Source organism: Streptomyces sp. MBT65 (assembly GCF_016612545.1).
In the GTDB taxonomy this organism is placed as follows: Bacteria; Actinomycetota; Actinomycetes; order Streptomycetales; family Streptomycetaceae; genus Streptomyces.
Genome location: NZ_JAENRY010000041.1, coordinates 1 through 16,693, shown reverse-complemented (window position 1 = coordinate 16,693; position 16,693 = coordinate 1). Strand labels below are relative to the sequence as shown.

Below are 16,693 nucleotides of genomic sequence, written 5' to 3'. Positions count from 1 at the left end.
CGAATGTTAAAGTCCAGCTCCCGCAGCCCGAAGGCCGAGACGAAGGAGGACGTGTGCTGCTCACCATGCGCCGTTTCCTCGATCACGGCCGCTGCGCGAGCGACTGCTGTCGACGCTGACCTGTCCCTCTCGCGTCCACCCCTCGTCTCCCCGTCTCACCATCTGGTCGCACGCGCTCCCGCCGGAGCGTGCCTTGCCGTACCCCCGGAAGGTCCCCATGCTCCGCAGATCACGTCGCACCCTTCAGCTCGTCGCCGCCACCACGCTCATGGTGACCGCCGCCACCGCCTGCAACGCCGCCGCGAAGACCGACGCCTCGGACAGCGCGAGCGGCAGCAGCGGGAAGTCGTTCACGCTGGTCACGCCCGACGCCGTCGGCCAGAACGAGTTCCTGAAGCTCGCCGTCACCGGGGTGAAGGCCGCCGCGAAGACGCACAACGGGACCGAGAAGGTCTACGAGTCGACGGACACCGCGTCCCAGCAGCAGAACGTGCAGGCCGCCGTGGGCGCGAGCCCGAACGTGATCGTGCTGGTCGGCTTCGAGTTCGCCGACATCGTGGCGCAGCAGGCGAAGGCGCACCCGAAGCAGCAGTTCCTGATGATCGACGCGTGCACGACGAAGACGTTCAGCAACGTCACCTGCGCGGTCTTCCGTGAGCACGAGGGTGTCTATCTCGCGGGCGCCGAGGCCGGGTTGCTCAGCAAGAGCGGCAAGGTCGGCGCGGTGGACGTGCTCGACACGCCCCAGTTCCGGCGCTACAGCGACCCGTTCGCGGCCGGTGCCAAGAAGGTCGCCGCCAAGACGTCCGCGTCGACGCGCTTCGTCGGCGGCCAGTCCCCGTTCGACGACTCGGCGCGCGCCAAGGAGCAGGCCAACTCCCTTCTCTCGAAGGGCACCGACCAGATCATGGCGGCCGCGGCGGCCGGCAACTACGGCGTGTTCGAGGCCGCGAAGGCCAAGGGCGCGTTCGCGTACGGCGTCGACGTCAACCAGTGCGTCTCCTCCCCCGGCACGGTCGTCGACAACGTGATCAAGAAGACGGACGTCGCCGTCGAGAAGGGCGTCGAGCAGGTCCTCGCGGGCAAGACGGGCACCTCGGTGTCGTACGGCCTGAAGGAGGGCGGCATCAGCCTCACCGGTCTTGAGGCGGGCGTCGACTCGTCGAAGTGCGTGATCGCCCAGCACAAGGACGTCCTCGCGAAGGTGAAGGCGCTGCGCGACCAGATCGTCTCCGGAGAGCTCAAGGTCGATGACCCCGCCGCCAGTTGACCCCGCGGTCGAGCTTCGGGGAATCACCAAGCGGTTCCCCGGCACGCTCGCCAACGACTCCGTCGACCTGACCGTCCGGCGCGGCGAGATCCACGCCCTCATGGGCGAGAACGGCGCCGGCAAGTCCACCCTCATGTCGATCCTCTACGGCATGGAGCGCGCCGACGCGGGCTCGATCCGGATCGACGGGCGCGAGGTCACGTTCGGCGACCCGAGCGCGGCGATGGCCGCCGGGCTCGGCATGGTCCACCAGAGCTTCAAGCTGTTCGACTCGCTGACGGTCGCCGAGAACGTCGTCTACGCCGCCGAACCGCGCCGCTTCGGCCTGGTGGACCGGGCCGCCGCCCGCCGCCGGGTGCGCGAACTGGCCGAGGAGCACGGCCTCGCCGTCGACCCGGACGCCCGGGTCGGGGAGTTGCCGGTCGGCCTGCGCCAGCGAGTGGAGATCCTGAAGCTGCTGCATCGCGGCGCCCGCACGCTGATCCTCGACGAGCCGACCGCCGTGCTCACCCCGGCCGAGGCCGACGCCCTGTTCGCGGTCCTCAAGTCGCTGGCCGCGCAGGGCCGCACGGTGATCCTTGTCACCCACAAGCTGCGCGAGGTCCTCGAAGGCAGCGACAACGTGACCGTGCTGCGGGACGGCCGGGTGGTCGCCCGCCTGGTCACCTCGGACACCTCCGCCGACGAGATCGCCGCCGCCATGACCGGCCGCGCGGTGGAGCTGGACCGCGTGCATGCGCCGGGCACCCCCGGTGACGTCGTCCTGGACGTGAGAGACCTCACCACCGACGCCGTCCACGATGTGGGACTCACCGTCCACACCGGGGAGATCGTCGGGATCGCGGGCGTCGCGGGCAACGGCCAGAGCGAGCTGATCGAGGCCCTGGCCGGGCTACGGCCCGTCGCTTCCGGACAGGTGCGTCTCAAGGGGCGGGACATCACCCACGCCTCGGCCACCGAGCGCCGGGCACAGGGCCTCGCCTACGTCCCCGAGGACCGGCACGCGGTCGGTACGGCACCGGCGGCCACCGTCGCGGACAACCTCGCGATGGGCCACCACCGAACGTCCTTGTCCACCAAGGGACTTCTGCCGCCCGCGTCCGTGCGCGCCCACGCCGGGCGGCTCATCGAGCGCTTCGGCATCAAGGCGGCCACCCCCGAGGTGCCCGCCTCCGCGCTGTCCGGCGGTAACTTGCAGAAGCTGCTGATCGGCCGCGAACTAGCCCACGAGGCACCGCTGTTGCTCGTCGAGCAGCCCACGCGCGGGGTCGACATCGGCGCCATCCAGAACATCCACGACCAGATCGTCGCCTATCGCGACGCCGGTCACGCCGTCCTCCTCGTCTCCGCCGAACTGAGCGAGATCCGGGGCCTCGCGGACCGGGTCCTGGTGATGTACGAGGGCCGGGTCACGGCGACGTACACGAAGGACGAGGCCGACGAACGGGCACTCGGGCTCGCCATGGCGGGCGGGGCCGTAGCGCCGACGGAGGCCGTCGACTGACATGACGAACACTCATATACCGCGTATATCTGGGGTGTTGCGTTCCCCCATCACCTTCTCCGTGCTCGCGGGCCTGGTCATCGGCGCGCTCTTCCTCGTCGGCACCGGCGCGGACCCGCTCACGGCGTACAGCGCTGTCCTCACCGGCTCGCTCGGCGCGGACGGCATCGGCTCCACGCTGAGCACCGGCACCAGCGTGCTCGGCATGGCACTCGCGCTGGCGATCCCGCTGCGCGCCGGGCTGATCAACCTCGGCGGCGACGGACAGATGGTCCTCGGCGGCATCACGGCGGCCGTGACCGGCCTCTACTCCCCGCTGCCGGCGCCCCTGACCGTCGTCCTGGCGCTGCTCGCGGGCATGGCGGTGGGTGCCGCGTACGCCGCCCTCGCCGCCCTGTGCGAGAACAGCCTCGGCGTCCCGCTCCTGGTCAGCAGCCTGCTGCTGAGCTACCCGGCGGTCTCGCTGGCCTCCTACCTCGCGCGCTACCCGCTGAAGGAACCCGGCTCCAGCCTCCCCCAGACCCGCGCGATGCCGGACGGTGTCGCACTGCCCGCGTTCGGCGACTCGACGGTCACCGTCGGGCTGATCCTGGTGGTGCTCGCGGCAGCCGCGTACTGGTTCACCGACAAGCGCACGGCCTTCGGCTACGAGATCCGCATGACGGGCCTCAACTCCCGTTTCGCCGCCTACGCGGGCGTCGAACGCCGGGGCCTGACCCTCAAGCTGATGTCCGTCTCCGGCGCGCTGGCCGGACTCGTGGGCGCCATAGGGGTGTTGAGCTTCCCGTACCGCTTCGTGGACGGCTCGCTCACCGCACCCGGCTACACCTGGACGGGACTTACGGCGGCCCTGTTGGCAGCCGCGGCCCCACTCGGCACGGTCGTCGCCTCGTTCTTCTTCGCCGTCCTCGCGGTCGGCGGCCTGGCGATGGAGCGGACGACCGAGGTGCCGCGCGAACTGACCCAGGTGCTCCAGGCCATCGTGATCGTGTTCCTCGCGGCCCGACTCCGCTTCCCGACCAAGTGGTTCACCAGGCGTACTCAGGAAAGCGGGGCCGCGTGATGTTCTTCGACTCCGATCTGCTGATGTCGGCGCTGCGCGCCCTGACCCCGATCCTGCTGGCCGCACTGGGCGGTGCCATCTGCGAGCGTGCGGGCGTCTTCAACATCGGCCTCGAAGGCATGATGTTGATGGGCTGCTTCACGTCGGTGGCCACGAGTTGGTTCACGGGCAGCGCCTGGCTCGGCGTGCTCGCCGCCGCCCTCGCGGCGGCCGCGTACTCGTTGATCCTGGCCGTGGGTGCGGTAACTCTGCGCGGGGACGCGGTCGTTCTCGGAATCGCCATGAATCTCCTGGCAGTTGGCCTGACCAGCTTCCTCCTGCGTACGGTCTTCGGTGTGCAGGGCACTTTCGACGATCCGTCACTCGCCGGGCTGCCGTTGATCGGTGGCTTCACCCCGCTCGCGTATCTGGCGTTCGTCGCGGTCGCGGTGGCCGCGGTGATGCTGTCCCGGCATGTGTGGGGACTGCGGCTGCGCGGGGTCGGCGAGGCACCGGACGCGGCGGCGACGCTCGGGGTGAGCCCGGCGAAGTACAAGTACGCGGCGGTGCTGGTCTCCGGTGTTCTGTGCGGGCTCGCGGGGGCCCAACTCGCCCTCGGGAACGTCACGTTGTTCTCCGAGAACATGACGGCCGGCCGAGGCTGGATCGCGGTCGTCGCGGTGATGCTCGGCCGCGCGGCACCCGTCGGCGTGCTGCTCGCCGCGCTGCTCTTCGGTCTCGCCGAGGCCGCCGGCTTCCGCCTCCAGGGCGTCGGCCTGCCCCAACAGGCCACCGATGCCGCGCCGTACGTCGTGACGCTCGTCGCCCTCTTCCTCTCGACGGCCCGCCGCCGTCGCCGTACCGTCAACTCCCCTTCCGGAGCCACCACATGACGCAGGACCTGCTGCCCATCACCCGCATACCGCGCACCGGACTCCCGGAGCGCGCGGTCGTCGTCGGCGATCCGGCGCGTGCCGCCGCCGTCGCCGCGCTGCTGGACGGTGCCGAGGAGGTGTCGTACCACCGCGAATACCGTGTGTTCAGCGGGAGTTGGAAGGGCCTGCCGGTCGTCGTCGCCTCGCACGGGGTGGGCGGTCCGGGCGCGATCCTGCTGTTCCAGGAACTGGCGGACGCGGGGGTCCGCACCTTCCTGCGCTTCGGCACGGCGGGCGCGATGAAGCCCGGCATCGGCGACGGCGACCTCGTCATCGCGGAGGCGGCCGTACGCGACGACGGCGTCACCCGGCAACTGCTCCCGCCCGAGTACCCGGCGGTCGCCGCGCCCGAGGCCGTGCTCGCCCTCCAGCGCGCGGCCCGCGAGACCGGCGCCCCGCACCACCGGGGGATCGTCTGGACCCGGGCGGCCTTCCAGCCCGGCCTCATCCCCCTCTTCTCCTACGACGGCGCCGGGCTCGCGGCGATCGAGATGGAGCTGTCGGCGCTGCTGGTGACGGCCTCGCTGCGAGGTCTTGTCGCGGGCGGGGTGCTGGTCATCGACGGTGCCAATGCCGATGAACTCGTCGACGCCGAGACCACCGGGGGGTACGACCCGCACCGGGAAGTCGTCGCGGCCGGTGTCGAGCGGGGCTCGATCGTGTCCCTGGAGGCGCTCCGACTGCTCGCCGAGGCCGAGGAGTTGACCGCGTGAGCACCGCCGGCATCGATCTGTTGGTGCACGGCGGGGACGTCCTCACCGTCGACGGGGCCGGAACCGTCGTACGGGACGGGGCGGTTGCCGTCCACGAGGGCGAGATCGTCGCCGTAGGACCGGCCGAGGAGCTGACAACTCGGTTCACGGCAACGGAGTCCCTTGACGCCGCGGGCTGTCTCGTCCTGCCCGGACTCATCAACACGCACACGCATCTCGCGATGACACTGCTGCGTGGTCGCGCCGACGACGTCACTCTCCAGGGCTTTCTGGAGCGGGTGTTGAAGTGGGAGGCCGAGCTGCTGGCGCCGAAGAACGTGGCGGCGGCGGTGCGGCTGGCGATCGCGGAGAGCGTGCGGGCCGGGGTGACCTCGGCGCTCGACATGTACTGGTTCCACGAGGCGGCCGAGCAGGCGGCCCGTGAGGCGGGCTGGCGGCTGCACACCGGGCCGACCTTCATGGACGTACCTCAGCCGCCGGACGGCATCGCGTACGAGGACCGACTCGACTGGGCGCGGCGGGACTTGGCGGCCCGGGGTGAGGCGCGGCCGGGCCTGCGCCCGATCCTGTTCGCGCACTCGACGTACACCCTCGCCCCCGACCAGCTCGTCGACATCGCCGCTCTGGCACGGGAGTTCGGCGCGCTGCTGCACATCCACGCGGCGGAGAACCCGACCGAGGTCGCGACCGTCGAGGTCAAGTACGGCAAACGGCCTGTGGAGTTGCTCGACTCGCTGGGGCTGCTCGGCCCCGATCTGCTGGTCGCGCACGCCGTGGACCTGACCGGCCCGGAGATCGCGGCGCTGGCCCGCACGGGCACGTCGGTGGCCCACTGTCCGGTGTCGAACCTGAAGTTGGGCTGCGGGATCGCGCCGGTCCCCCGGCTGCTCAGCGCGGGTGTCACCGTCGGCCTCGGCACGGACGGGGCCGTCAGCTCCAACACGCTGGACGTGCTGGGCGCCGTACGACAGGCCGCGCTCGTGCACAAGGCGGGTGGCGACCCGACGGCGGTCGGTGCCGAACAGGCCGTACGGATGGCGACGATCGAGGGCGCGCGGGCGCTGGGCCTGGGTGATCACCTGGGGTCGCTCGAGGCCGGCAAGCGGGCCGATCTGATCGTGCTCGACCTGGGGGCACCGCATCTGCGGCCGCTGCACGACCCGTGGTCGACGCTCGCGTACGCGGCGCACTCGGCGGACGTACGGGACACCGTCGTGGACGGCCGGGTGCTGATGCGGAACCGGACACTGGGCACGCTGGACGAGGAAGCCGTGCTCGCGGAGCTCGAATCACTTGCCTGAGCTGTGGATTTCCCTCCCGTTCAACCTACTGAACCCGCATAATGTGCCTGATACATCGGATGTCTGAGCAACAGGGAGGCCGGTCATGGCAGTCACCGATGAGGCGATCGAGAAAATCAAGGGAATGATCGTCTCCGGCGCGCTGCGTCCCGGGGACCGGCTGCCCAAGGAGAGCGAACTCGCCGCCGAACTGGGCCTGTCCCGCAACTCCCTGCGGGAGGCCGTGCGGGCCCTCTCGCTGATCCGCATCCTGGACGTGCGCCAGGGCGACGGCACGTACGTCACGAGTCTGGATCCCCAACTCCTGCTGGAGGCGCTGAGTTTCGTCGTCGACTTCCACCGGGACGACACGGTCCTGGAATTCCTGGCCGTACGGCGGATTCTGGAGCCGGCGGCCACGGGGATGGCGGCGCTACGGATCAGCGAGCAGCAACTGGACGCGCTCAGCGCCCAGTTGGACGCGCTGGGCGGGGCGCCCTCGGTGGAGGAACTGGTCGCCTGCGACCTGGAGTTCCACCGGGGCATCGTGCAGAGTTCCGGCAACTCGGTGCTGTGCTCGCTTCTGGACGGTCTGTCCGGTCCCACGACACGGGCCCGGATCTGGCGCGGTCTGACGCAGGAGGACGCGGTGAGCCGGACGCTGCACGAGCACCGGGCGATCCTGGGCGCGCTGCGCGACCGGGACGCGGAGGCGGCGCGGTCGTGGGCGACGGTGCACATCGCGAGCGTGGAGCAGTGGCTGCGTTCGACTCTGTGAACGAGTGGGCGGCCGGTTGATCCATCGGAGGAGTGACCGGCCGGTCCGCGTCTGCACAGGGTGGCGATCTTGTGTGTTCGACCGTCCCGGACGGGGCAGGCATGGGGTCACTCCCCCGTGCAAGGGGGCTGCGGGCGCCCCCGTCGGACGCCGTAAGGTTGGGGCGTACGCGAGGGCAGATCGGAAGGAGGCGCTGGGTGATCGAGCTGGAGGGGGTTCCCGAGCTGATCGACCCAGTGATGGTGGCCGCGTTCGAGGGCTGGAACGACGCCGGCGACGCCGCCTCCACCGCGGTCGCGCACCTGGACAGGGAGTGGAAGGGCGAGGTGTTCGCGGCCCTGGACGCCGAGGACTACTACGACTTCCAGGTCAACCGGCCCACGGTGTGGATGGATTCCGGTGTGCGAAAGATCACTTGGCCGACAACCCGCCTGTCGGTGGTCCGGGTCGGCGGCGAGAAGCCGCGTGATCTCGTGCTCGTCCGAGGTATCGAACCGTCGATGCGCTGGCGGTCGTTCTGCAACGAGCTGCTGGGCTTCGCGCACGAGCTGGGCGTGGAGCTGGTGGTGATCCTGGGCGCGCTGCTCGGTGACACCCCGCACACCCGTCCGGTGCCGATCAGCGGGACGACGTCCGACGCGGATCTGGCGCAGCGGATGGACCTGGAGGAGACCAAGTACGAGGGTCCCACCGGGATCGTCGGCATCCTCCAGGAGGCGTGCACGCACGCGGGCGTACCGGCCGTGTCGCTGTGGGCGGCGGTGCCGCACTACGTGTCGCAGCCGCCCAACCCGAAGGCCACCCTGGCGCTGTTGAACCGCCTGGAGGACCTGATCGACGTACGCATCCCGCTGGGCGAGCTGCCCGAGGACGCGCGCGCCTGGCAGGTCGGGGTGGATCAACTGGCCGCCGAGGACAGCGAGGTGGCCGAGTACGTGCAGACGCTGGAGGAGGCCCGCGACACCGCGGAGCTGCCGGAGGCGTCGGGCGAGGCGATCGCCCGCGAGTTTGAGCGCTATCTGCGCAGGCGGGACGGTGGTGGCAGTCCGCCGCCGGGTGGGCACGCCACGGCGGACGGCAGCGACAGCGCGTCGTATCTGCGGGACAACCCCAGTGCCGGCCGTCCGAAGCCGACGCGGCCCACGAAGCCGGACACGGAGCCCGAGGCCGGGCCCGAGGGCGACGACGAGGACTCCTCCGAGGAGTGAGCCGGGAGCTGTGAACGAAGGCGGTGCGCGTGACGCGCACCGCCTTCTTTGTGTACGGCGACCGCTACAGGGCCACGCCCAACAGGGCGTCCACGGCACGGGAGACGACGCCGGGGGCGCCTTCGTCGCTGCCGCCCCGGTCCCGCTGGACGGCGGCCCAGCGGTCGACCGCGGCGAGCGCGGCCGGGGCGTCCAGGTCGTTCGCGAGGGCTTCGCGCATCTCCTCGACGAGCTTGAGCGCGGACGGGCCGTCGGGCCGGGAGACCGCGGCACGCCACCGGCCCAGCCGGGCGACCGCGTCCGCCAGCACTCCGTCGGTCCACTCCCAGTCGGAGCGGTAGTGGTGGGCGAGCAGGGCCAGCCGGATGGCGGCCGGGTCGACGCCCTCGCGGCGCAGCGCGGAGACGAAGACGAGGTTGCCCCGGGACTTCGACATCTTCTCGCCGTCGAGGCCGACCATGCCGGCGTGGACGTACGCCTTGGCCATGGGGAACTCGCCGGTCAGCACCTGGGCGTGCGAGGCGCCCATCTCGTGGTGCGGGAAGGCGAGGTCGGAGCCGCCGCCCTGCACGTCGAAGCCCATGCCGAGGTGGTCCAGGGCGATGGCCACGCACTCGATGTGCCAGCCGGGCCGGCCGCGGCCGAGCGAGCCGCCGTCCCAGCTCGGTTCGCCCTCGCGGGCGGCCATCCACAGCATCGGGTCGAGCGGGTTCTTCTTGCCCGGGCGGTCCGGGTCGCCGCCGCGCTCGGCGGACAGCAGCCGCATCGCGGCGGCGTCGAGGTTCGAGACCCTGCCGAAGTTCGGGTCGGACCCGACGGAGAAGTAGATGTCGCCCTCGAGGTCGTAGGCGGCACCGGCGTCCCTGAGGCGCTCGACGAGCGGCACGATGCCGGGTATCGCCTCGACCGCGCCGATGTACTGCTTCGGGGGCAGCATGCGCAGGGCGGTCATGTCCTCGCGGAAGAGCGCGGTCTCCTTCTCGGCGAGGGCCACCCAGTCGATGCCGTCGCGCTCGGCGCGCTCCAGCAGCGGGTCGTCGACGTCGGTCACGTTCTGGACGTAGTGAACCTGCCGCTTGGTGTCGAGCCACACGCGCTGCACAAGGTCGAACGCGTTGTAGGTCGCCGCGTGTCCCATGTGGGTGGCGTCGTACGGCGTGATGCCACAGACGTAGATACGGGCGACGGGACCGGTGTCAGGGGTGACCAGACCGCCGGTCGCGGTGTCGTGGATCCGGAGGTCGCGGCCCTTGCCGGGCAGGGCGGGGACCTCAGAAGCGGGCCAGGCATACATGTCATGAGCGTAACCGGACGGATGTTTCGCATACGAACCGGAGCGGCCCTGATGACCGGTAAGGCCCTCTTGCGCGACTCCGCCCGCCGTGCTGCTACACGGGCGGCCACGGAATCGCCGGCCACTCCCCGCTCGGCGCGGGATGCTTCCCTGCCGCGAGCATCGCGTCGACACGCGCGCGTGTGGCGTCGAGTTCTACGGCGGTGATCAGCTCGGCGAGCTTCGCGGCGAGCCCGCCACCGTCCCTGAGCGCCTCCCTGAGCCCCTGGAGGACGTCGACAGCCTCCGGAGTGAGCCGCTCGCCCGCCCAGCCCCACAGGAGGGTGCGCAGCTTGTTCTCGGCGTTGAAGGTGACTCCGTGGTCGATGCCGTAAAGGCGGCCCTCGTCGGCGGGCAGCAGGTGGCCGCCCTTGCGGTCGGCGTTGTTGATCACGGCGTCGAGGACGGCGAGCCGGCGCAGCCGCTCGTCGTCGGCGTGCACCAGGAGGGCGGTTTCCCCCTCGCCGACCTCGGCGAACCCGATGGCCTTCCAGCCCGCTTCGGGCTCCTCCGCGTCGACCAGGGCGAGCAGCTCCGACTCGGGCGCCGCCTCGATCCACAGCTGGCACATGCCCTCGCCGTACGGCCCGTCGCGCAGCACGGTGGTCGGCACAAGGCCCCAACCGGTCGCCTCGGAGACCTCGTAGGCGGCGACCTCGCGCTGGGCGAGGGTGCCGTCCGGGAAGTCCCACAGAGGCCGCTCACCGGCGACGGGCTTGTACACGCAGGACGCCTCGCGGCCCTCGTACGTCACGGAGCACAGCAGCACCGCGTTCGACGCCTCGCGGATCTGTCCGCGCACCTTCAGCTCACCCTTGGCGAGCAGCTCGGCCGTGGTCACGCTCCGCGGCGGTATCCGTTCTGGCGCGGACATACGTGTCCTTCCGGGTCGAGCGGGAGGCTGCACAGCGGGCAGGGCGGCCGGCCGGCGTTGACGACGTCCAGGGCCCGCCTGGCGAAGGCGCGGGCCTGGGCGCCGGTGAGGCGGACCCGCAGCATCGGGGGTCCGTTCTCCTCGTCCTGGAGGAGTCGCTCCTCGGCCTCGGCGAGGTCCTCGTCGGTGTCGGCGTCGAGCTCGACGAGGGCCTGCGCCTCGACGATCATGCGCTGCTCCTCGCCGTCCCAGGCGAGCGCCATGGTGCCGACGCGGAACTCCTCCTCGACGGGGGTCTCCAGCGGGCGGGTGTCGGAGATCTCGGTGGGGGTGACGGCCGGGACGGCCGCGCTGCCGCCACTGCGCCGTACGACCTCGTCCAGAAGCTCGTCCATGCGCTCGGCGAGCGCGGCGACCTGTGTCTTCTCCAGGGCCACGCTGGTCACCCGAGGGCCGGCGGCGGCCTGGAGGAAGAACGTACGGCGCCCGGGCAGACCGACCGTACCGGCTACGAAGCGGTCCGGCGGGTCGTAGAGGAACACCTGACGGGACACGTCCTGTCTCCATTGGGATCGACTGCTGACAAGTGCGGCGCTACTGCGACCGCTTCACCCTACTGCGGCCGACGATCACGGTGCGCCCGCGCCGCCCCCGACCGTGGCCTCGTCCCCCGGGGGCTCCTCGCGCGGCGCCAGGGAGGCGAGATCGCCGGTGTCCCCGAGCCGTACGAGAAAGGGCCTGAGACGGGTGTAACGGATCGCGGTGATGGAACACGGTTCTACGGAGATCCGCTGGAAGAGGTCCAGATGAAGTCCGAGTGCGTCCGCGACAAGGGACTTGATGATGTCGCCGTGCGAGCACATGAGGTAGACGGCGTCGGCGCCGTGATCGCGCTCCACGCGCGCGTTCCACTCGCGTACGGCCTCGGCCGCGCGGGTCTGCATCGACCGCATCGACTCGCCGCCGGGGAACGCGGCGGCCGAGGGGTGCGCCTGGACGACCTCCATCAGGGGATCGCCCGACAGCTCGGCGAGCTTGCGGCCGGACCAGTCGCCGTAGTGGCACTCCCCGATCCGCTCCTCGGTGTGCAGCCGCAGGTCGGGTCGGGCGTCCAGGAGGGGCTGGAGGGTCTCCTGGCAGCGTTGCAGCGGGCTGGCGACGACCTCGGCGATCGGCAGCGCGGCGAGCCGTCCGGGGAGCGCGGCGGCCTGGGCGTTGCCGCGCTCGTCGAGGGCGACACCGGGCGTCCAGCCGGCGAGCACTCCCCCGGTGTTGGCGGTCGAACGTCCGTGCCGGACAAGGATCAACGTGGGCATGGGGCCAAGGGTAGGCGTACGCCAGGGTGCGGTTTCGGCCGGACGGCGGGAGAATACGCACCGTGATCGTCGACTACGCCATCTACCGCGACGGGCGCCGGACGGAGGGACCCGGCGACTTCTCCGACGGCCTGGACCACTGTCGTCGGGTGGGTGACGCGTTCGTCTGGATCGGTCTCTACGAGCCCACGGAGAGCGAGTTCGACAAGGTCACCCAGGAGTTCGCGCTGCATCCGCTGGCCGTCGAGGACGCCCTGACCGCGCATCAGCGGCCCAAGCTGGAGGTCTACGACGACTCGCTGTTCATGGTGCTCAAGCCGGTGGGCTACGAGGCGGACAGCGACGTCGTCACCTCCGGTGAGGTCATGGTCTTCGTGGGCGACTCCTTCGTGGTGACCGTCCGGCACGGCGAGGAGGCCCCTCTGGCGGCCGTACGGCACCGTCTCGAGGAGGAGCCGGAGATGCTGCGGCACGGGCCCACAGCGGTGCTGTACTCGATCGCGGACGCCGTGGTCGACCACTACGTGGACGTGGCGGGCGAGTTGCAGACCGACCTGGAGGAGCTGGAGGCGGCGGTGTTCTCGCCGACCGGCGGCGGTTCGCGGACCACGGCGTCGCGGATCTACGCCTTCAAGCGGCAGATCCTGGAGTTCCGCCGGGCCACGGGACCGCTCGCGCAGCCGCTGACCCGGCTCGCGGGGGTCGGGTTCGCCGGGGACCGGGTGCGGTTCGTGCACGACAAGGCGCGGCCGTTCTTCCGGGACGTGAACGACCACCTGATGAAGGTCAACGAGTCCGTGGAGGGCCTGGACCGGCTGGTCTCGGACGTCCTGGCGGCGCATCTCGCGCAGACCAGCGTCCGGCAGAACGACGACATGCGGAAGATCTCCGGGTGGGCCGCCATGGCCGCGGTCCCCACGATGATCGCGGGGATCTACGGCATGAACTTCGACCACATGCCGGAGCTGCACTGGTTGTGGGGGTACCCGGCGGTGATCCTGCTGATGGCCGCCCTGGAGGTGCTGCTGTACCGGACGTTCAGGCGACGCGGCTGGCTGTAGCGCGGCGTTGGGGCTCAGGCGAACTCGGGGGCCGCGGTGGCCGGTCCGCCGAGCGCGTCGCGGCGTTCCGGCATCCGCAGGGACACCATCCGCCGCCAGCCGCCGAGCCGTTCGTAGGCGTACACGGCGTGGATGCCCGCGGTGAGCACCGCCGACTTGGCGCGCGGCCAGCCGAGGACGCGTCCCATGTGGGCCATCACCGCGAGGCTGACGTCCCGGTAGACGCGGATCTCCGCCAACGCGCACTCGCGCAGCGTCCGTTGGATGGCGCGGCCGTGTCCCGCGGCCGCGAAGCGCAGCAACTCCTCGTGGCAGTAGGCGAGATGGTTGTCCTCGTCGTTCGAGATCATCCGCACCGCGCGGCCGAGGTCGGGGTGGTCGGCGAAGTGCCTGCGCAGCAGGTCCATCTGCTCGGAGGCGCGCTGTTCGGTGACCCGGCTGTGCGCGAGGTAGGTGACGACGTCCTGGACGGTGAGCGGTGTCTCGCCCTTGAGCTTCTCGTGCGCGAGACCGATGCCGTGCCGCTCCAGGAGCATCGTGTAGTCGGTGTCCGAGGGCACCGGGACGGGTTGGAGGCCGCGCTTCTTCAGGAGGGCGTTGAAGATGCGCCCGTGTTTGTCCTCGTCGGCGCCGTGCCGGCTGATCTTGGGGGCGAGGTCGCGTTCGGTCGGCGGGACGAGGACGGCGATGCGCCCGTTCTCCCAGCCGCCCTGTGACTCGCCACTGGCCGCGATGGAACAGAACAGCCGGAACGACTCGTCGTTGTCGAGGATCTCCTGGAACAGGCTCTTGGCCGAAAGCATCTGAAGGCACCTCCATGCAGGATTTCACCGCATTCCGCAAAGAACGAGTCAAATGCGGCGCCAGAGGTGCTGCAACAGCAATGTCGGACAACTCCGCCAAAAGGAGGACCACGGATGTCCCTACGGGGGCGTAACCGCACGGCCCGCCGCGCGTTGTTCCCCGTGACGGCCGTGGCGGGGAAGACCCCCCGAGCCCCCACCACGGCCGTAGAAAACTTCCGTACGACAGAGCCTCGCTACGCGAGACCCGCGCGCTCCAGTGCTTCGGTTCCGGCGCGGAGGGCGGCGAGCCGCTCGTCCAGGGTCCAGCCCGCCGGGGCGAGCGTCAGGGTGGTGACACCGGCCGCCGCGTACTCCTTCATCCGGTCCGCGATGCGGTCCACGGAGCCCAGGAGCGTCGTCTTGTCGATCAGGTCGTGCGGGATGGCGGCCGCGGCGCCGTCCTTGTCGCCGGCCAGGTACTTGTCCTGGATCTCCGTCGCCGCCTCCTCGAAGCCCATGCGCCGGGCCTGCTTGTTGTAGAAGTTCTGCTGCCGGCTGCCCATGCCGCCGACGTAGAGCGCGGTGTACGGGCGGAAGGTGTCGGCGAGCTTCTCGACGTCCTTGTCCTCACCGAGGGCGAGCGGGACCGTCGGGACGATGTCGAAGCCTTCGAGGGTCTTGCCCGCCTTCTCGCGCCCGGCCCGCAGATGCCGTACGGCGGTGTCCTCAAGGTGCTCGGCGGACGGGAAGATCAGCAGTGCGCCGTCGGCGATCTCGCCGGTCTGCTCCAGGTTCTTCGGGCCGATCGCCGCGATGTAGAGCGGGATGTGCTCGCGCTGTGGGTGCACGGTCAGCTTGAGGGGCTTGCCGGGGCCGCCGGGCAGCGGCAGCGTCCAGTGCTCGCCGTCGTAGGAGAGCCGCTCGCGCGTCATCGCCTTGCGGACGATCTCGACGTACTCACGCGTGCGTGCCAGCGGCTTGTCGAACTTGACGCCGTACCAGCCCTCGGAGACCTGCGGGCCCGAGACGCCGATGCCGAGGCGGAAGCGGCCCCCGGAGAGGGAGTCGAGGGTCGCGGCGGTCATCGCGGTCATGGCGGGCTGGCGGGCCGGGATCTGGAAGATGGCCGAGCCGACGTCGATGCGCTCGGTCTGCGCGGCGACCCAGGTGAGCACCGTGGCCGCGTCGGAGCCGTAGGCCTCGGCGGCCCAGCACACCGAGTAGCCGAGGCGGTCGGCCTCCTGGGCCACGGCCAGATTGTCGCCGTCCATTCCGGCACCCCAGTAGCCGAGGTTGATCCCGAGCTGCATGGCAGACCCCTTACCCATCAGTAACGTCGCTGTTGTGCCGACCCTAGCGCGAGGTGGTCCGGGCGGACAGGACGGGTGCCGGTGAGTGGTCACGGAGCGTGCCGTGCGAGGGACTGTGGATCATCGTGGAAATCGGTTATCCACAGGCAACCACAGGGCAGGTTCAGGCCAGTAATCTCGGCGTTCATGGAGCAGAGGCATCTCGGCCGTACCGGCCTTCGTGTGTCCCGGATCGGACTCGGCACCCTCACGTGGGGGCGCGACACCGACGAGCATGACGCCGCGGACCTCTTGAAGGCGTTCTGGGAGGCCGGCGGCACCCTGGTCGACACGGCGGACGTGTACGGCGACGGGGAGGCCGAGTACCTGCTCGGACAGCTCATAGAAGGGCTCGTGCCGCGCCGGGACCTGGTCATCTCGACGAAGGCGGGGAGCGTACCCGACCCCGACCGCCGTTTCGACGGCTCGCGCGGCCATCTGCTCGCCGCGCTGGACGCCTCGCTGGCCCGCCTCGGCACGGACTACGTGGACGTGTGGCACATCCACGCCTTCGACCCGTTCACCCCGCTGGAGGAGACCCTCCAGGCCCTGGACCTCGCGGTCAGCAGCGGGCGGGCGCGCTACGCGGGCGTCTCCAACTACTGCGGCTGGCAGCTCGCCAAGGCCGCGACCTGGCAGCTCGCGGCGCGCGCCGGGCACGCGGACGCGGCTGGCCAGCACACAGCTCGAGTACTCGCTGTTGCAGCGCGGTGTGGAGCGCGAGGTGCTGCCGGCCGCGCTCGACCTGGGCATCGGGCTGCTGCCCTCCTCGCCGCTCGGGCGCGGGGTCCTCACCGGCAAGTACCGGCACGCGACCCCGGCGGACTCGCGCGGCGCATCGGAGCACATGGCGCCGTTCGTCGCGCCGTACCTCGACGACACGGCGACGCGGATCGTGGACGCGGTGACCATCGCCGCGGACGGACTCGCCGTGACGCCCCTCCAGGTCGCCCTCGCCTGGGTCCGCGACCGGCCCGGGGTGGCCGCCCCGATCGTCGGCGCGCGCAACGCGCAGCAGCTCACGGCCGCGTTGTCAGTGGAGGCGCTTAGTCTTCCTGACGAGATCTGCCGAGCGCTCGACGATGTGTCGGCGCCTCTGCACCGCTATCCCGATCACGACTGGAGCACGCTGTGAGCACGGACCCGGAGACCACGGAGACCTCACCGTCCGAGGACACGGAGGCGACGCGGGGCGCGGTGGCGGACGCCGCCGAGGACACGGGCGAGGGGGCCGGGGGCGCGGAC

General features: G+C 70.9%; 15 protein-coding genes and 1 pseudogene. 10 read left to right on the top strand and 6 right to left on the bottom strand.

Annotated features, from left to right (window positions below; genetic code table 11):
* The first annotated feature begins 217 nt into the window (after positions 1-217).
* The 8 genes from JHN63_RS12235 (at position 218) to JHN63_RS12200 (ending at position 8,730) form a co-directional block, all read left to right on the top strand.
* Complete coding sequence (locus tag JHN63_RS12235) at positions 218-1,270, top strand: BMP family ABC transporter substrate-binding protein (protein WP_200679614.1); 1,053 nt, start codon at positions 218-220, stop codon at positions 1,268-1,270.
* Positions 1,251-2,774 carry an ABC transporter ATP-binding protein gene (locus JHN63_RS12230; RefSeq protein WP_200679612.1) on the top strand — a complete coding sequence of 508 codons (1,524 nt, stop codon included), beginning with the start codon at positions 1,251-1,253 and terminating at the stop codon, positions 2,772-2,774. Before JHN63_RS12235 ends, JHN63_RS12230 begins: the two co-directional genes overlap by 20 nt.
* Before the next feature lies 1 nt (position 2,775).
* Positions 2,776-3,837 (top strand): ABC transporter permease, encoded by a 1,062-nt coding sequence (locus tag JHN63_RS12225; protein WP_200679610.1) that lies wholly within the window; start codon positions 2,776-2,778, stop codon positions 3,835-3,837.
* Positions 3,837-4,709 carry an ABC transporter permease gene (locus JHN63_RS12220; RefSeq protein ID WP_200679608.1) on the top strand — a complete coding sequence of 291 codons (873 nt, stop codon included), beginning with the start codon at positions 3,837-3,839 and terminating at the stop codon, positions 4,707-4,709. The genes JHN63_RS12225 and JHN63_RS12220 overlap by 1 nt, the downstream gene beginning before the upstream one ends.
* The gene (locus JHN63_RS12215; protein ID WP_200679607.1) at positions 4,706-5,464 is read left to right on the top strand and encodes a nucleoside phosphorylase; all 759 of its coding nucleotides are present in this window, start codon (positions 4,706-4,708) and stop codon (positions 5,462-5,464) included. Before JHN63_RS12220 ends, JHN63_RS12215 begins: the two co-directional genes overlap by 4 nt.
* Entirely contained in the window at positions 5,461-6,765 is a 1,305-nt protein-coding gene (locus tag JHN63_RS12210; RefSeq protein WP_200679606.1) for an amidohydrolase, read from the top strand. Before JHN63_RS12215 ends, JHN63_RS12210 begins: the two co-directional genes overlap by 4 nt.
* Positions 6,766-6,850: 85 nt before the next feature.
* Positions 6,851-7,522, top strand: coding sequence for a FadR/GntR family transcriptional regulator (locus JHN63_RS12205; RefSeq protein WP_033283704.1), 672 nt, complete (start codon positions 6,851-6,853; stop codon positions 7,520-7,522).
* A 197-nt stretch (positions 7,523-7,719) separates the two neighbouring features.
* Positions 7,720-8,730, top strand: a complete 1,011-nt coding sequence (locus JHN63_RS12200; protein ID WP_200679605.1) for a PAC2 family protein — start codon at positions 7,720-7,722, stop codon at positions 8,728-8,730.
* 64 nt (positions 8,731-8,794) lie between these two features.
* On the opposite strand, the gene mshC is transcribed toward JHN63_RS12200, so the two are convergent.
* From mshC to JHN63_RS12180, 4 genes are all read right to left on the bottom strand, one after another.
* A complete protein-coding gene (gene mshC, locus JHN63_RS12195) occupies positions 8,795-10,024 on the bottom strand; it encodes a cysteine--1-D-myo-inosityl 2-amino-2-deoxy-alpha-D-glucopyranoside ligase (protein WP_200679604.1) in 1,230 nt (409 codons plus the stop codon).
* A gap of 94 nt (positions 10,025-10,118) precedes the next feature.
* Complete coding sequence (locus JHN63_RS12190; RefSeq protein WP_200679603.1) at positions 10,119-10,937, bottom strand: SCO1664 family protein; 819 nt, start codon at positions 10,935-10,937, stop codon at positions 10,119-10,121.
* The gene (locus JHN63_RS12185) at positions 10,901-11,491 is read right to left on the bottom strand and encodes a DUF3090 domain-containing protein (RefSeq protein WP_200679602.1); all 591 of its coding nucleotides are present in this window, start codon (positions 11,489-11,491) and stop codon (positions 10,901-10,903) included. The genes JHN63_RS12190 and JHN63_RS12185 overlap by 37 nt, the downstream gene beginning before the upstream one ends.
* A gap of 75 nt (positions 11,492-11,566) precedes the next feature.
* Positions 11,567-12,253 (bottom strand): histidine phosphatase family protein, encoded by a 687-nt coding sequence (locus tag JHN63_RS12180; RefSeq protein WP_200679601.1) that lies wholly within the window; start codon positions 12,251-12,253, stop codon positions 11,567-11,569.
* A 62-nt stretch (positions 12,254-12,315) separates the two neighbouring features.
* Between JHN63_RS12180 and corA the strand changes: the two genes are divergently transcribed.
* A complete protein-coding gene (gene corA / locus JHN63_RS12175) occupies positions 12,316-13,314 on the top strand; it encodes a magnesium/cobalt transporter CorA (protein WP_200679599.1) in 999 nt (332 codons plus the stop codon).
* A gap of 14 nt (positions 13,315-13,328) precedes the next feature.
* On the opposite strand, the gene JHN63_RS12170 is transcribed toward corA, so the two are convergent.
* Complete coding sequence (locus JHN63_RS12170) at positions 13,329-14,117, bottom strand: ferritin-like domain-containing protein (RefSeq protein ID WP_200679596.1); 789 nt, start codon at positions 14,115-14,117, stop codon at positions 13,329-13,331.
* Between the two features lie 236 nt (positions 14,118-14,353).
* Positions 14,354-15,409: an LLM class F420-dependent oxidoreductase gene (locus JHN63_RS12165; protein WP_200679595.1), complete on the bottom strand. Its 1,056-nt coding sequence runs from the start codon at positions 15,407-15,409 to the stop codon at positions 14,354-14,356.
* 186 nt (positions 15,410-15,595) lie between these two features.
* Here JHN63_RS12165 and JHN63_RS12160 point away from each other — a divergent pair.
* Positions 15,596-16,583: pseudogene (locus tag JHN63_RS12160) on the top strand (aldo/keto reductase).
* Positions 16,584-16,693 lie beyond the last annotated feature (110 nt).

Coding starts and splice junctions, on each gene's coding strand:
- JHN63_RS12205 (WP_033283704.1), top strand. CDS start 6,851: ATGGCAGTCACCGATGAGGCGATCGAGAAAATCAAGGGAATGATCGTC.
- JHN63_RS12225 (WP_200679610.1), top strand. CDS start 2,776: ATGACGAACACTCATATACCGCGTATATCTGGGGTGTTGCGTTCCCCC.
- JHN63_RS12190 (WP_200679603.1), bottom strand. CDS start 10,937: ATGTCCGCGCCAGAACGGATACCGCCGCGGAGCGTGACCACGGCCGAG.
- JHN63_RS12215 (WP_200679607.1), top strand. CDS start 4,706: ATGACGCAGGACCTGCTGCCCATCACCCGCATACCGCGCACCGGACTC.
- JHN63_RS12220 (WP_200679608.1), top strand. CDS start 3,837: ATGTTCTTCGACTCCGATCTGCTGATGTCGGCGCTGCGCGCCCTGACC.
- JHN63_RS12235 (WP_200679614.1), top strand. CDS start 218: ATGCTCCGCAGATCACGTCGCACCCTTCAGCTCGTCGCCGCCACCACG.
- JHN63_RS12230 (WP_200679612.1), top strand. CDS start 1,251: ATGACCCCGCCGCCAGTTGACCCCGCGGTCGAGCTTCGGGGAATCACC.
- mshC (WP_200679604.1), bottom strand. CDS start 10,024: ATGTATGCCTGGCCCGCTTCTGAGGTCCCCGCCCTGCCCGGCAAGGGC.
- JHN63_RS12170 (WP_200679596.1), bottom strand. CDS start 14,117: ATGCTTTCGGCCAAGAGCCTGTTCCAGGAGATCCTCGACAACGACGAG.
- JHN63_RS12180 (WP_200679601.1), bottom strand. CDS start 12,253: ATGCCCACGTTGATCCTTGTCCGGCACGGACGTTCGACCGCCAACACC.
- JHN63_RS12165 (WP_200679595.1), bottom strand. CDS start 15,409: ATGCAGCTCGGGATCAACCTCGGCTACTGGGGTGCCGGAATGGACGGC.